Source organism: Micromonospora sp. NPDC002296 (assembly GCF_040296145.1).
GTDB lineage: Bacteria > Actinomycetota > Actinomycetes > Mycobacteriales > Micromonosporaceae > Micromonospora.
The window spans coordinates 175,042-189,018 of the sequence record NZ_JBEOWQ010000007.1 but is presented as its reverse complement, the minus strand read 5'-3'; the positions used below and the strand labels follow the sequence as shown (position 1 = coordinate 189,018).

The 13,977-nt window shown below is 72.3% G+C and carries 14 protein-coding genes; 4 read left to right on the top strand and 10 right to left on the bottom strand.

Annotation, left to right across the window (positions count from 1 at the left end):
- Positions 1-66 precede the first annotated feature (66 nt).
- Entirely contained in the window at positions 67-1,197 is a 1,131-nt protein-coding gene (locus ABT023_RS08950; protein WP_350883291.1) for a mandelate racemase/muconate lactonizing enzyme family protein, read from the top strand.
- 124 nt (positions 1,198-1,321) lie between these two features.
- Here ABT023_RS08950 and ABT023_RS08945 read toward each other — a convergent pair whose 3' ends face one another.
- From ABT023_RS08945 to ABT023_RS08915, 7 genes are all read right to left on the bottom strand, one after another.
- Positions 1,322-2,071 carry a metallophosphoesterase gene (locus tag ABT023_RS08945; RefSeq protein ID WP_350883289.1) on the bottom strand — a complete coding sequence of 250 codons (750 nt, stop codon included), beginning with the start codon at positions 2,069-2,071 and terminating at the stop codon, positions 1,322-1,324.
- A gap of 86 nt (positions 2,072-2,157) precedes the next feature.
- Positions 2,158-2,511 carry an L-rhamnose mutarotase gene (locus ABT023_RS08940; RefSeq protein WP_350883287.1) on the bottom strand — a complete coding sequence of 118 codons (354 nt, stop codon included), beginning with the start codon at positions 2,509-2,511 and terminating at the stop codon, positions 2,158-2,160.
- Positions 2,512-2,545: 34 nt separating this feature from the next.
- Positions 2,546-3,379: a carbohydrate ABC transporter permease gene (locus ABT023_RS08935; protein ID WP_350883285.1), complete on the bottom strand. Its 834-nt coding sequence runs from the start codon at positions 3,377-3,379 to the stop codon at positions 2,546-2,548.
- The gene (locus ABT023_RS08930; protein WP_350883283.1) at positions 3,376-4,335 is read right to left on the bottom strand and encodes a carbohydrate ABC transporter permease; all 960 of its coding nucleotides are present in this window, start codon (positions 4,333-4,335) and stop codon (positions 3,376-3,378) included. Before ABT023_RS08930 ends, ABT023_RS08935 begins: the two co-directional genes overlap by 4 nt.
- A gap of 63 nt (positions 4,336-4,398) precedes the next feature.
- Positions 4,399-5,694: an ABC transporter substrate-binding protein gene (locus tag ABT023_RS08925; RefSeq protein ID WP_350883281.1), complete on the bottom strand. Its 1,296-nt coding sequence runs from the start codon at positions 5,692-5,694 to the stop codon at positions 4,399-4,401.
- A gap of 13 nt (positions 5,695-5,707) precedes the next feature.
- Positions 5,708-6,709 carry a Gfo/Idh/MocA family protein gene (locus ABT023_RS08920; RefSeq protein WP_350883279.1) on the bottom strand — a complete coding sequence of 334 codons (1,002 nt, stop codon included), beginning with the start codon at positions 6,707-6,709 and terminating at the stop codon, positions 5,708-5,710.
- Positions 6,706-7,944 carry a M20 metallopeptidase family protein gene (locus ABT023_RS08915; RefSeq protein ID WP_350883277.1) on the bottom strand — a complete coding sequence of 413 codons (1,239 nt, stop codon included), beginning with the start codon at positions 7,942-7,944 and terminating at the stop codon, positions 6,706-6,708. Before ABT023_RS08915 ends, ABT023_RS08920 begins: the two co-directional genes overlap by 4 nt.
- A gap of 110 nt (positions 7,945-8,054) precedes the next feature.
- Between ABT023_RS08915 and ABT023_RS08910 the strand changes: the two genes are divergently transcribed.
- Together ABT023_RS08910 and ABT023_RS08905 are read left to right on the top strand one after the other, a co-directional pair.
- On the top strand, positions 8,055-8,882 hold the full coding sequence (locus ABT023_RS08910; protein WP_350883275.1) for an amidohydrolase family protein: 828 nt from the start codon (positions 8,055-8,057) through the stop codon (positions 8,880-8,882).
- Between the two features lie 99 nt (positions 8,883-8,981).
- Positions 8,982-9,911, top strand: a complete 930-nt coding sequence (locus tag ABT023_RS08905; RefSeq protein ID WP_350883273.1) for a diacylglycerol/lipid kinase family protein — start codon at positions 8,982-8,984, stop codon at positions 9,909-9,911.
- 158 nt (positions 9,912-10,069) lie between these two features.
- Here ABT023_RS08905 and ABT023_RS08900 read toward each other — a convergent pair whose 3' ends face one another.
- Positions 10,070-10,636 carry a snapalysin family zinc-dependent metalloprotease gene (locus ABT023_RS08900; RefSeq protein ID WP_350883270.1) on the bottom strand — a complete coding sequence of 189 codons (567 nt, stop codon included), beginning with the start codon at positions 10,634-10,636 and terminating at the stop codon, positions 10,070-10,072.
- 135 nt (positions 10,637-10,771) lie between these two features.
- Between ABT023_RS08900 and ABT023_RS08895 the strand changes: the two genes are divergently transcribed.
- Positions 10,772-12,160 carry a glycosyl hydrolase family 18 protein gene (locus tag ABT023_RS08895; RefSeq protein ID WP_350883268.1) on the top strand — a complete coding sequence of 463 codons (1,389 nt, stop codon included), beginning with the start codon at positions 10,772-10,774 and terminating at the stop codon, positions 12,158-12,160.
- A gap of 15 nt (positions 12,161-12,175) precedes the next feature.
- On the opposite strand, the gene ABT023_RS08890 is transcribed toward ABT023_RS08895, so the two are convergent.
- Positions 12,176-13,156: an ion transporter gene (locus tag ABT023_RS08890; protein WP_350883266.1), complete on the bottom strand. Its 981-nt coding sequence runs from the start codon at positions 13,154-13,156 to the stop codon at positions 12,176-12,178.
- 146 nt (positions 13,157-13,302) lie between these two features.
- Positions 13,303-13,938 carry an RICIN domain-containing protein gene (locus tag ABT023_RS08885; RefSeq protein WP_350883264.1) on the bottom strand — a complete coding sequence of 212 codons (636 nt, stop codon included), beginning with the start codon at positions 13,936-13,938 and terminating at the stop codon, positions 13,303-13,305.
- Between the last annotated feature and the right edge of the window lie 39 nt (positions 13,939-13,977).

Below are 13,977 nucleotides of genomic sequence, written 5' to 3'. Positions count from 1 at the left end.
CAAGGCTATGGAAGAGTGCACAAGCAAGTTTGTGGCCGTTATTGGTCTCTAATTTGGGGAGCGGGCATGGAGATCGCCGAGGTGGAGTCCGTGGTACGCGGCGACGCGCACTTCGTCCAGCTGCGTACGTCGGACGGGCTGACCGGGGTCGGCCAGTCCGCCTGCTGGGGATACCCGACGGCGGTGCACGCCGTGGTGGAGACGTTCCGGCCGTACCTGCTCGGGGCGGACCCCGACCGGATCGAGCACCACTGGCACCACCTCTACCGGATGGGGCCGTTCCGCGGCTCGGTGCTCACCGCCGCCGTCTCGGCCGTCGACCTGGCCCTGTGGGACCTGCTGGGCAAGCGGCTCGGCGTGCCGGTGTGGCAGCTGCTCGGCGGCCGGGTGCGCGACCGGATCCGGCTGCACCTGCTGCTGGGCGGCACCGGGGCGCAGACCCTCGCGGCCCAGGCCGCCGCCGCCGTCGCCGACGGCTTCACCGCCGTGAAGTTCGACCCGCTGCCCGCCGACTACGGCGACGTGTCGCTGGCCCGCCTCGTCGCCGAGACCGAGGCCACCACGGCGGCGGTACGCGACACCGTCGGCCCGGACGTCGACCTGCTCGTCGAGCTGCACCGCAAGCTCACCCCGTTGCAGGCCACGGCCGTGGTGCCGGCGCTGGCCCGGCACCACCCGCTGCTGGTGGAGGACCCGATCCAGATCGACAGCGTGAGCAGCCAGGCCGAGGTGGCCCGCCGGGCGCTCGGCGTCCCGATGGCCAACGGGGAACGGCTGCACACCATCTGGGAGTTCAAGGAGCTGCTCGCCCAGGGCGGCGCCCAGTACGTCCGGCCCGACGTCGGGCTCGCCGGCGGGCTCAGCCACGGCCGGAAGATCGCCGCGCTCGCCGAGGCGTACCACGCGGCCGTGGTCACCCACAACTGCCTCGGCCCGCTGCTGACCATGGCCTCGGTGCAGCTCGACACGGTCATCCCGAACTTCGTCACCCAGGAGTACTCGCCGATCGACGACCAGCTCGCCGACGGCCCGGCCCGGGCCTGCGTCCGCCGCGAGGGCGGGTACCTGCCGGTGCCGCAGGACCCGGGGCTGGGCGTCACGCTCGACCTGACCGACGAGCGACCGCTGGACCTCACCGGCCGGCCGCTGACCCGGATCCCGTTGCGCGCCGACGGTTCGGTCGCGTACGCGGTGTAAGGAAGGGCACCTTCCACCCGCCGCCGTCCGCGGCGACCCGCGATACGACCAGGGTCAGGCGCTCCCCGGCGTCATGGTGACCGGCGCGAGGGCGACCAGGAAGCCGAGTACGGGGATCCCCGCATCATCGGACCACCACCCGGTAGTGGGTGGTCAGCAGCCCCGCATCGTCGTAGACGTGGAACGCCACCCCGGGCGGCTGCCGCAGATCGACCAGCGGCCCGTCACCCTCCCAGGGCAGCCGGAGCGTGGAGACGACGCCGGGCGCGATCCGCAGTGGCCGCCCGGCGAAGGTGCTGGCGGCGGCGGTGTGGAAGTGCCCGGTCAACACCGCGACGACCTGCGGATGAGCGGCCAGCAGATCGGCCAGCGGCTCGGCGGGAAACAGCCGGATCGAATCGATGGCGGGGTGGTGCAGTTCGACCGGCGGGTGGTGGAAGGAGACGAAGACCGGTGTCCCGGCCGGCACCGAGCCGAGGTGGTCGGCGAGCCAGTCCATGGTCTCCGCGTCGAGGTGGCCGTCGTCCTCGCCCGGAATCGACGAGTCGGCGAGCAGGAAGACCGCGCCGGCGACGTCGTACCGGGTGTTGATCGGGCCGTTGCCGCCGCCCTCGTCACCGAGCAGACCCTTGCGGTACGCGGCACGGACGTCGTGGTTGCCGGGGCAGAGCATGACAGGCAGCGGGGACGCGAAGAGCTTCGCGGCGGTCCGGTACTCGGCCACCTCGCCGTGGTCGGCGATGTCCCCGCTGATCAGGATCGCGTCGACCGGTCGGGGCAGGGCGTGCAGGTGGTCCATCACCCGGGCGGTCCGTTCGGCTGACCGGGGATGGCTGTCGAGGTGCGTGTCGCTGAGATGCGCGATGACGAGCATGCTTCCCCCAATGGCTGTTCTCGTCCTGGGCCTCAGGGGAGGCTACGCTCGCTGATCATGCCCGCGTCAGGTAGCGGCGCGACAGTTCAGCGGGTCGGCGGGCGGCCGGGGTGGTGGAAGACCGGGTGCGCCCACAGCGGCTCGCCGTCGGCGTCGGCGATCTCGGCGAACAGGTGGGCCAGCGACGCCGTCCAGCGGGCCTGCACGTCCGAGGCGCCGGTGACCGCGCCCGCGCGGGCGAAGCCCCACCGGGTGCGCAGCACGCAGATCAGCAGCAGGTCGCGCCGGTAGATGGCGTAGTCGTGGATGCCCGCCTCGTCCAGCAGCGCGGACAGCTCCGGCCATATCTCGGCGTGGCGGCGCTCGTACTCGGCCTCCGCGCCGGGGCGCAGCCGGTACAGGTGGCAGACCTGCTCCCCCGGCCGGGCGGTCGCGCTCACCGCGCGCCCCGCCGGGCCGACTTCGCCGGGACGGTCACTTGCCGGAGCCGGCGAGCGCGCCGGAGACGAGCTGCCGCTGGAAGACCAGGTAGATGATCAGCACCGGCAGCAGGGCGACGATCAGCCCGGCGCTGACCAGCGGCACCGACACGTCGTACTGGCCGCTGAGCATGGAGACGCCGACCATCAGCGTCTTGCTGTCCGAGCCGCCCATGATGACCAGGGGCAGCAGCAGGTCGTTCCACATCCAGACGAAGTTGAAGATGGCCAGCGCCGCCAGGGCCGGGGTGGCGATCGGGGCGAGCAGCCGGAACAGGATGGTCAGGTGTCCCGCGCCGTCGACCCGGGCCGCCTCGATCAGCTCGTCGGGCACCTGCTGGAAGTACCCGGCGAGCTGGTACGTGCCCAGCGGCAGCCCGAACGCGGCGTACGCCAGGATCAGGCCCTGGTACTGGCCGGACATGCCCAGGTCCAGCACCGTCTGGTAGAGCGGGTAGATGATCGCCTGGCTGGGGATCGTCAGCGTCACGATGATCAGCAGGAAGACGATCTTCCCGCCCCGGAAGCGCATCTTCGTCACCGCGTACGCGACGAACAGCGCGGCGAGCACCGACAGCACCAGCCCGCCGAGCGTGGTGATCAGCGAGTTGAGCAGCAGCCGGGGCATGTTCATCCGGCGGAACGCCTCAAGGTAGTTGTCCAGGGTGATCCCGGCCGGCAGGCCCAGCGGGTCGTGGGCGAAGCCGGACTGCGTCTTCAGGGAACTGACCACGGTGAACAGCAGCGGGTAGATCGCCGCGACGGCGACGACGACCAGCGCGAAGGTCAACAGGTAGCGCCCGATCCGGGCGGAGTGGCGCGGGTTCATCGCGGCTTGCGGGTCCCCTCTGTGAACATGTGCCGCACGCTGAAGATCGACAGCAGGGCGACGAAGACGAACAGGGCGATGCCGATGGCCGAGCCGTAGCCGCGGTCAAGGAACTGGAAGGTGGTGAGGAAGACCAGGTACTCGGGGAGCATGGTGGCGTCGCCCGGCCCGCCCTGGGTCAGCGCGTAGATCAGCGGGAACAGCCAGATCAGCACGCCGGAGGCGCAGACCACGCTCCAGTACGCCACGGTCGGGCGCAGCATCGGCACGACCACCGACCACAGCCGCCGGAAGAACCCGGCGCCGTCGAGGTACGCCGCCTCCAGCATCTCGTCGGGGATGGTGGACAGGCCGGCCAGGTAGGTCATCACGCCGAGCCCGAAGAAGCTCCACAGGGCGACCGCCACCAGCGAGAACAGCGCGCTGTACCGGCCGTTGAGCCACTCGATCGCCAGCGGTTCCAGGCCGACGCCGCGCAGCAGGGCGTTCAGCGGCCCGTCGGGGGAGAGAATCTGCCGGAACATGATGCCGACGACGATGGGCGCGATGGTGTACGGCACGAAGTAGACGGCCCGGAAGAACTTCCAGCCCGGCGAGCGCTGGTGGATCAGCAGCGCCAGCACCAGCGGGAGCACGATCCACACCGGCAGGGTGGCCACCACCAGCAGGGCGTTGCGGAAGCTGGTGAGGACCATCGAGTCGTCGAACATCCGGGTGTAGTTGTCCGCCCCGGCGAACTCGCTGCCGCCGAACCCGCTGGACGACTCGAAGCTGGTGAGCACGCCCCGCACGAGGGGCACCAGCTTGAACAGCACGGCCAGCACGAGGGCGGGCAGCACCAACGCGGCGGCCAGCCACCACTCCCGGGCCCGCCCTGGTCGTGGCGGCCGGCGGGCCGGCGCGGGCGGGGTGTCGGCGGCCACCGGCTCCGACACCGGCGCGGTGGAGATCGTCATCAGGGTTCCTTCCCCCGGGCTGGCCGGGCGGGGCGACACGGCGTCGCCCCGCCCGGGGTGCTGCTACTTGGTCTGCTTCTTCGTGGGGCTACGCTCCAGTGCCTGCTGCATCTGGTCGGCCCACTTGTCGACGGTGAGTTGGCCGAGGGTGACCTGCTGCCAGCCGCGGGCCAGGGCGTCGGCCTCGGGGCCGGAGAGCATCACCCCGGCGTGCAGGGTCGGCTGGGCGACCATTTCCTGGATCTTCTGGAAGGCCGGCGACGAGGGCAGCAGCGCCTTGTCGACGTTCTTGTTCAGCGGCTGGCCCTTGCCGTGCTTGACCCACAGCTCGCCGTTCTCCTTGCCGGCCAGCCAGCTGATGAACTCCAGGCCGGCCTGCTTCTTCTCGCTCCACTGGGTCACGCCGTAGACGGCGCCCTCGATGCCGGAGAACTTCTGCGCCAGCGGCGCGGACGGGTCGACCGCCGGCCACCGGGTGACGCCGAGCTTGTCGTCGCCGAGGGCCTTGCCGAACGCCTCCCAGTTCACCGCGTCGGAGATGATGGTGCCGGCGAACGCGGCGTCTCCGCGCTGGAAGATGTCGGCGCCGTCGGGCAGCATGGTGATCGACGGGGCGTTCTTGTTGGCCCAGCCCTTGGTGGTGATCTCGGCGAGCTTCTCCAGCACCGAGACGAGCTTGGGGTCCTTCCAGGACAGCTTGCCGGCGAGCAGGGCGCGGATGTCGTCCTCGGTGAGGTAGTTGCGGGCGATCTCCGGGAAGTCCCAGTAGGCCGGGAAGGTGCCGGACAGCCCGAGGGCCAGGCAGGTCTTGCCGGCCTTCTTCACCGCGTCGCAGGCGGCGCCGAACTCGTCCCAGGTCACCGGCGGCTTCTCCGGGTCGAGCCCGGCGGCGGTCAGGACGGCCTTGTTGTAGTAGAGGACGTTGCCCTGGTAGGAGAAGGGCACGCCGTAGCAGGCCTTGGCGGTGTCGAAGCCCTCGCAGGCGCCGCTGTAGGTGACCAGGTCCTTGGTGATCTCGGCGGCCTTGTCACCCAGCGGCACGTACGCGCCGCGCCGGTCGAACAGCTCCAGCCCGGCGTTGTTGGCCATCACGTCCGGCCCCGACTGCGAGGTGATGTACGGGCCCTGCACCTCGGGGTACTTGTCGAACGGTACGGACTGCATCTCCAACTTGATGTCGGGGTGGCCCGCCTCGAAGCTGGTCTTGACCTGCTTCCAGTACTCGGTGCCACCCGGCTCCCAGGTCAGCACCTTGAGGGTGACCGGGCCGTCGGCGGCGTCGTCGCCGCCGCATCCGGTCAGCAGCGCGGCGGCTGCCATGCCGGCGGCGAGGACGCCGGCCAATCTCCGTCGAAACATCGGGTAGCTCCTGTCACAAGTGGGGGCTCGGGGGGATCCGGCGGACCGCGCCGCCGGCGGTGGCGCTGTCGACCACGGCCTCGGCGACCCGCACGACGTGCAGGCCGTCGGCGAGCGGGACGACCGCCGTCGGTTCGGTGCCGTCGACCTGGCCGAGGAAGTGCCGCAGCTCGGCGGCGAGCGCTCCGCCGCCGTCGACCGGGGAGAGGAGCCAGTCGGGCGCCTCGGTCGACTCGCCCTGGACGAGCAGGGTGGGGTGGCCGAGGTCGACGTGCGCGACCCCGTCGGTGCCGTACACCTCGACCAGGTCCGAGGTGTGGTTCGGGGTGTGTTCGGGGAGCAGGTAGCTGTTGCGGATCGACGACACGACGTCGTTGGCGTGCCGCAGCTCCGCCCACACCAGGACCGGGGTGGCCGATCCGGGTCGGGTCCGGGCCGCCGCGCGGACCTCGACCACGGGCGCTCCGGCGTACCAGAGGGCCAGGTCGATGTCGTGCACGGCGGTGAGCAGCGCGGGGTGTTCGCGCGGGAAGTGCCGGCTGAGCGTCCGGGGCCGGTCGCGGCGGGACGAGACGGCGAGCACGTCGCCGAGCCGGCCGGCGCGGACCGCGTCGTGCAGGGCCCGGTGCGGGGCGCTGTAGCGCAGGATGTGCCCCGGCTGGCAGAGCACGCCGGTACGCGCGGCGGCGGCCACGATGGCGGCGGCGTCGGTGACGGTCGCGGCCAGCGGCTTCTCCACCAGCACGGGCACCCCGGCGGTGAGCAGGTCCACGGCCACCGGGCGGTGCGCCGGGCCGGGCACGCACACCGACGCCGCGTCGGGCGGGGCGGCGGCGAGCAGGTCCGCCACGGAGGCGTACGTCTGCGGCACCCCGTACTCTGCGGCGACCCGCTGCCGGGTCGCGGCGTCCGGCTCGACCAGCGCCCGCACCGGCACGCCGAGCGACCGGTACGCGGCCAGGTGCCGGACGCCGAACGCCCCCGCGCCGACCACGGCGACCGACGGGCGGCTCATGCGCGGACCGCCTCGACGGCGGCGGCGCGTTCGCCGGGGGCGGCCCCACCGGCTCCGTCGACGCCGGCCTCGGCGAGCCGGCCGGCGAGGACGGCCCGGGTGAGGCGCTCCAGGGCGGTCACCCCCACCCCGATGCACCGCTCGTCCACGTCGAACGCGCCGGAGTGCAGCGGTGCGCCGCCGCGCTCCCCGGTTACCCCGAGCTTGACGTACAGGCTGGGGCCGAGCGCGCCGAGCAGGGCGAAGTCGTCGGTGGTCAGCGGGGGCGCGGTCAGGTCGGCGACCTCGACCAGGCCGGGCAGCTCGGCGTGCGCGAGCGCCACCAGCGAGGCGGCGTTGCGCACCGGGGGCATCTCGTTGGCCCAGGTGAACCGCAGGCCGAGGTCGAGCGCGGCGGCCTGCTGCCGGGCGATCCGCTCGATGACCTCCTTGAGCCGGGCGCGGGTGGCCTCGTCGTGGGTGCGCAGCGTGCCGGTCGCCTCCGCCCGCTCGGCGACCTGGCTCTGGCTGGCCCCGCCGTCGATCGTGCCGATGTTGAAGGCGACCAGCTCGTGGGGGTTGCGGGAGCGGGCGACCCCGGCGTGCAGCAGGGTGATGATGCCGGCCAGGCCGAGGATGGCGTCGCGGCCCAGCGCCGGGGTGGCGGCGTGCGCGGCCCGGCCGAGCACCTCGACCCGGAAGGCGTCCTTGGCCGCCATCGCGGTCACCCGGTCCACGCCGACCGTCCCGACCGGCAGGTCGGGCCAGCAGTGCAGGCCGAGGACGGCGTCGAAGCGCCGGCCGCGCAGGGCGTCGTCGGCGAGCACCGCGGCGGCGCCGGAGTCCTCGCCGAACGGGATCTCCTCGGCCGGCTGGAACAGCACGGTCACCGAGCCCCGGGCGGGCGGGTCGGCCGCGAGCCGGGCCGCGACGCCGTGCACGACGGTCATGTGCACGTCGTGCCCGCAGGCGTGACAGACCCCGGCGTTGCCCGACGCCCAGGGCACCTCCTTGGCGTCCTGGACCGGATAGGCGTCCATATCGGCCCGAAGCAGAACGGAGGGTCCCGACGCACGTCCTTCGATCTCGGCGACGAGGCCGGTGCCGGCGACTCCGGAGCGGACCCGGGCGATCGGGGTGAGCCGGTCGGCGAGAACCACTGCGGTCTGTCGTTCCGTGAACCGCAGCTCCGGGTGCTGGTGAAGCTGCCGACGCAGCCGTACCAGATCGTCAACGTCCTCGTGCGCCTGCACCACGCGGTCCACCCCTCGCCTGCGGCCGATAATCCGGACCTAATTGAGACAAGAACCTAAAGGAGGGGTCCTCCCACGTCAATGGGGGTGCCGGAATCGGTTAGGGTCCGGCCATGCCACGCGCCGACGCACACCTGCACCTGTTCGCCGACGGTTACCCCGGCCGCTACGGACGGTCCCCGGCCGGGGGCGACGAATTCGCCGTCTACCAGACGTTGCGCCGCGAACACGACATCGACCGGGCGCTCGTGGTCGGCTACGAGGGCGCACCGGAGTTCGCCGGCAACAACGGCCACCTCGCGCGGCTCGCGGCCGAGCACGACTGGATCGCGCCGCTGGCGTACCTGCCGGCCACCGGCACGGACCGGCGCGGCCTGGACCGGCTCCGGTCGGCGGGGTTCGCGGGCGTCGCCGCGTACCTGGCGGACCCGGCCTCGGCCGACGCGTTCGCCGGCTGGGCCACGACGGCCGCCGGGCCGCTCAACGACGCGGCGGCGGTGGTCAGCCTCAACGCCACCCCGGAGGCCGCCGGCCGGCTCGGTCGGGCGCTGGCCGCCCTCGACGGGTGCGCGGTGCTCCTCAGCCACCTCGGCCTGCCCGGCCGGCACGCGACGGTCCCGACCCCGGAGGCGGTCGCGGGCCGGCTCGCCCCGCTCACCGAGCTGGCCCGGCTGCCCCACGTCGGGGTCAAGGTCTCCGCCCTGTACGCCGTCAGCGACCCCGCCGACGCGTACCCGCACGCCGCCGCCCGGCCGTTCGTCGACCTGCTGCTGGACCGCTTCGGCCCGGCACGGCTGTACTGGGGCTCAGACTTCTCTCCCAGCCTGGACCACGTGTCGTTCGCGCAGACGCTGCACCCGGCCGGGCTGGACGGGCTCTCCGCCGCCGAGGCGGCCGACGTGTTCGGCGGTAACCTCCGCCGCGCCCTGGGCCGGCGCTGACGCGCCGATCCCCGGCACGGGTGGTCACCTCGTTGGCCCAGGAGGTGTGGATGTCGCCGGTCAGGGTTTGCCGAGCCTGCACCGATAGGGTCGGCACCCATGCGGACGAAGCAGGAGTTGGGCGCGGCCATCCGACGGGAGCGGCGGGCGGCGCTGGTGGTCAACGCCCGCTCGCGCCAGGGCCGCCGGCTCTACGAGCACGCCCGTGCCCGGCTGGCGGAGGCCGGCTTCACCCTGCTCGGCTGCTACCCGGCCGACCGCCCCGGCGAGCTGGAACGGAGCCTGGACGACGCCCTCGCGCTCGGGCCGGACCTGCTCGTGGCGGGCGGCGGCGACGGCACGCAGAGCGCCGCCGCGCGGCTGCTCGCCCACCGCGACGTCGCGCTGGGACTGCTGCCGCTGGGCACCACCAACAACTTCGCCCGCACCCTCGGCCTCCCGCTCGACCTCGACAGCGCCGTGGCCGTCCTGGCCGAGGGCAAGGTGATAGACGTCGACCTGGGGCTGGCCGGGGACGTGCCGTTCGCCAACCACGTCGGCGTCGGGCTGTCGGCCGACATCATGCTCCGGACGCCCCCCGCCCTGAAGCGGGTCACCGGCCGGCTCGCGTACCCGGCCACCGCGCTGGCGCTGCTGGCCCGGCACCGGGCGCTGCGGGCCACCGTCCGGACCGGGGGGACGACGCACGAGTTCCACACCCACCAGATCTACGTGGCCAACGGCGGCTTCCACGCCGGGCGGCCGATCACGGCCGACGCCGACGCCGACGACCGGCTGCTGGTCGCGTACCCGGTCGGCGGGCCGACCCGGCGCGGGTTGCTGCGGGACACGGCCCGCAACGCGGCGACGGGTCACCGCCGCACGCTGGCCGAGACCCCGTTCCTCGCCGTCGGCGAGCTGTGGCTGGAGACCGACCGGCCGGCGCGCGTCGAGGTCGACGGTGAGCTGTGCGGCCACACCCCGATCCGGATCGGCCTGGCCGCCAACGCGCTGCGGGTGATGGCCCCCGCCGACAGCAAGGACCGCTGACCGGCCGCCGCAGCCCCGGCACGTCCTGGAGCGGTGATCAAGAGGTCTGCGTGGGCTCGGCGCGCGAACCTGACGCAATACTCTTGATCACCGCGCAAGGGGTGGGCCGGGGCCGACGCGGTGCGCCGGCCCCGGCCCGGGTGGTGGGCGGTCGAGGGTCAGTGCTGGGCGCCAACCGTTGCCGGGGCCGGCCAGCTGCCGGTGAAGACGCCGGCGCCGGTCGCGCTCAGGGGTGCGAAGGCGAAGAGCTGGTCGACCCTGGCGGCCTCGGCGGAGCTCGGGTACGGGTTGGTGCAGGAGGTGCCGGCGCTGCCGCCGGACATCAGGATGGCGCAGTTGCCGTTGTAGTTGTCCGGCAGGCCGAGGATGTGCCCGATCTCGTGGGTCATGATCCGCAGCGGGCTGTACTGCTGGGCCTGGATGGTGTCGATGACCACGCGGCCGTTGCCGAGGCTCGTGCGCTGGGCGTACGAGCCGCCGCCGGTGGTGTAGGAGATCACCAGGTTGGAGCCGCACTGGGCCATGTTGATGTTGTTGGTGTAGTTGTTCCAGATCGCGGCGGCCTGGACGGCGTAGCTGGCGAAGGGGCCAGCCTGGCTGGTGGTGTAGCAGACGTTGCGGACGGCGGCGGAGGCCGGCGCGGCCTGCACGGCGGTGAGGCCGAGCGTCGCCATCGTGACGGCGGCGAGGGTGGCGAGGATCCGGGACACCTTGGACAGACGCATGGGTCACGCTCCACTGAGTGACGGGACGAGCGGGGACCGGGTCAGCGTATTCATCGATATAGATCGATTGCAACGCCTCTTTTTATTTAACAATCTTTACTGATACGCTCCCGCCCATCGACGAGAGGGGATGTCATGAGACTTCGACGCGGGGCCACCGCCCTACTGGCGGGGGCGACGTTGGTCGTCGCCACCGGGGCCCTCACCGCCACGGGCGGTCTCGCCGCGGCGGCCACCGACCCGGCGACGGTCGCCGCCGTGGCCTGCTCCGCCCCCGGCTGGGCCGAGGGCACCAGCTATCCGGCGGGCACCCGGGTCAGCTACGCCGCCCGGATCTACCAGGCCCTCGTGACGCACACCCCGCCGGTCGGCGCGGGCTGGAACCCCGTCGCCGCGCCCTCGCTGTGGAAGGACTTCGGCCCCTGCGACGGCACCCCCACCCCCACGCCCACCGTGTCCTCGTCGCCCTCCCCCACCGTGTCGCCGACCGCGTCGCCGACGCCGACCGCGTCGCCGACGCCGACCGCGTCGCCCACGCCGACGCCGACTCCGACCACGACGCCGGGCACGGAGACCTGCGCGGTCAAGCCTAGGCCCGCCGGCAAGGTGCTCCAGGGGTACTGGGAGAACTGGGACGGCGCGGCCAACGGCGTGCACCCGCCGCTGGGCTGGATCCCGATCACCGACTCCCGGATCACCGCCCACGGGTACAACGTGGTCACCACCGCGTTCCCGGTGATCCGCGCCGACGGCACCGCGCTGTGGGAGGACGGCATGGACGTCACCGTGAAGGTGCCCACCCCGGCCGAGATGTGCCGGGCCAAGGCCTCCGGCCTGACCGTCCTGATGTCCATCGGCGGCGCGGCGGCCGGCATCGACCTCGGCTCGGCGACCGTCGCCGACCGGTTCGTCGCGACCATCGTGCCGATCCTCAAGCGCTACAACTTCGACGGCATCGACATCGACATCGAGACCGGCCTCACCGGTAGCGGCAACATCAACCAACTCTCGACGTCGCAGGCGAACCTGATCCGCATCATCGACGGCGTGCTCGCCCAGATGCCCGCCGGATTCGGCCTCACCATGGCGCCGGAGACCGCGTACGTCACCGGCGGCAGCGTCACCTACGGCTCGATCTGGGGCGCGTACCTGCCGATCATCAAGAAGTACGCCGACAACGGCCGGCTGTGGTGGCTGAACATGCAGTACTACAACGGCTCGATGTACGGCTGCTCCGGCGACTCCTATTCGGCCGGCACCGTGCAGGGCTTCACGGTGCAGACCCAGTGCCTCAACAACGGGCTGACGATCCAGGGCGTGACGATCAAGGTTCCGTACGACAAGCAGGTGCCCGGCCTTCCCGCGCAGCCCGGAGCGGGCGGTGGCTACATGACCCCGTCCCTGGTGTCGCAGGCGTACAACAGCATCAGCGGGCTCAAGGGCCTGATGACCTGGTCGATCAACTGGGACGGCTCCAAGGGCTGGACCTTCGGCGACAACGTGAAGGCCCTTGAGGGTCGCTGACCGAGCAGCTGCGAATCACCGGCCCGGACCTCTTCCGGGCCGGTGATTCCGTTCACCGCCCCGCGAGCCCTCACCCCGGGTCGCGGCGGGGTCGGGGGGCCGGTCGTCCCGGTCGATGCGCAGCTCCCGCTCCAGCTCGCCGATGACGGCCCGCAGGTCGTCCAGCCGCTGGGTGAGCGCGATCCGGTCCACCTCGTCGGGCACTCCGTCGCCGTCCTCGTCGTAGCCGGGCCCGAGCCGCTCGGTCATCTCCAGCCGGCGGGCCTCCTCCATCGAGTTGACGATGACCGCGATCAGGATGTTGAGCAGCAGGTTCACGGCGATGATGACGTAGCTGACGTAGTAGACCAGGGTCCACGGGGACAGGACCATGCCCTGCTCGACGAGGTCCGGCAGCGTCTCCAGGGACAGCAGCACGAACAGGGTCAGCAGCGACCGTCCGATGTCGCCGTACTGCTCCGGCTGGGCCTCGCCGAAGATGAGCCAGCCGGCCATCCCGTACACGTAGAGGGTCACCCCGGCCAGCGCGAGGAAGCCCGCGACGCCCGGCAGGCTGCGCCACAGCGCCGCGACGATGGTGCGCAGCCCGGGCGAGAACCGCACCAGCCGCACCATCCGGGCGACCCGTACGACGCGCAGCAGCGCGGAGTCGCCGTGCAGGCCCGGCACGAAGATCGCCGCGATCACCAGGAAGTCGAAGACGTTCCAGCCGTGCCGGAGAAAGTCCTGCGGCCGGCGACCGTAGGCCAGCACCCGGACGGCGATCTCGGCGACGAAGGCGGCCCGGAAGACCCACTCCAACCATTGCAGCACCGGCCCCAGGTCGCGGTATGTCTCGACGCCGAGCACCACCCCGTTGGCCAGGATGAGCACGACGATGGCGACCTCGAAGAGCCGCGACCGGACGACCCGTAGGCACCACCCGGCCGGCCCTGGCGGCCCGGCCCGGTGCCCCGGTCGAATCTCGGTCGACGCCGGCCGGGGTACGTCGAGCATGGCCCCACCCTACCGAGGGCACCGACCGGCGACGCCGCGCGCCGGAACGGGCGTACGCGAGCCGCGTCGAACGACGACCGCCACCGACGGGGGTCAGGCCCCGCCACGAGCGCGGAGCCTGACCCACCACAGGGGCACCGTCGGGATCAGCCCCAGGTTCCGGCGTACGCCAGCCGCCAGTGCTGGTTGGTCCCACCCCAACAGTCACCCTGCACGACCCTGGCGGCGTGGGCGGTGCTGGCGTTCGCCACGTCCAGGCACTTGTCACTGTGCCGCGCCCGGATCTCGTAGAAGCCGTTGGAGAGCAGGACGAAACGCCAGTGCTGGTTCGTCCCACCCCAGCAGTTGCCCTGCACGACCGGTGCGCCGTGGGCGGTGCTGGCGTTCGCCACGTCCAGGCACTTGTCACTGTGCTGCGCCCGGATCTCGTAGTAGCCGTTCCCGACCGCGATCCACCGCCAGTGCTGGTTCGTCCCGCCCCAGCAGTTGCCCTGCACGACCGGCGTGCCGTGGGCGATGCTGGCGTTCGCCACGTCCAGGCACTTGTCACTGTGCCGCGCTCGGAACTCGTAGTAGTCGATCGCCTGGGTCCCTGGTGTCGCACTCCCCCGATCCTGCGGCGTGCCGGCACCGGCCTGGGCTGCTCCGGCGCCGAGCAGCAGCAGGCTGCCGGCCAGGAACACACCGAGCAGCGACTCCAGCGCGACACGCAGGGTCCCCCGGCGATCGCGTGACCTGCCGGGCAGGCTTCCCGACTGCGTCTTTCCGCTTGCTTCGATCACTACAGCTCCTCACCTGTTGTGGTAATCGGACGGTGACCA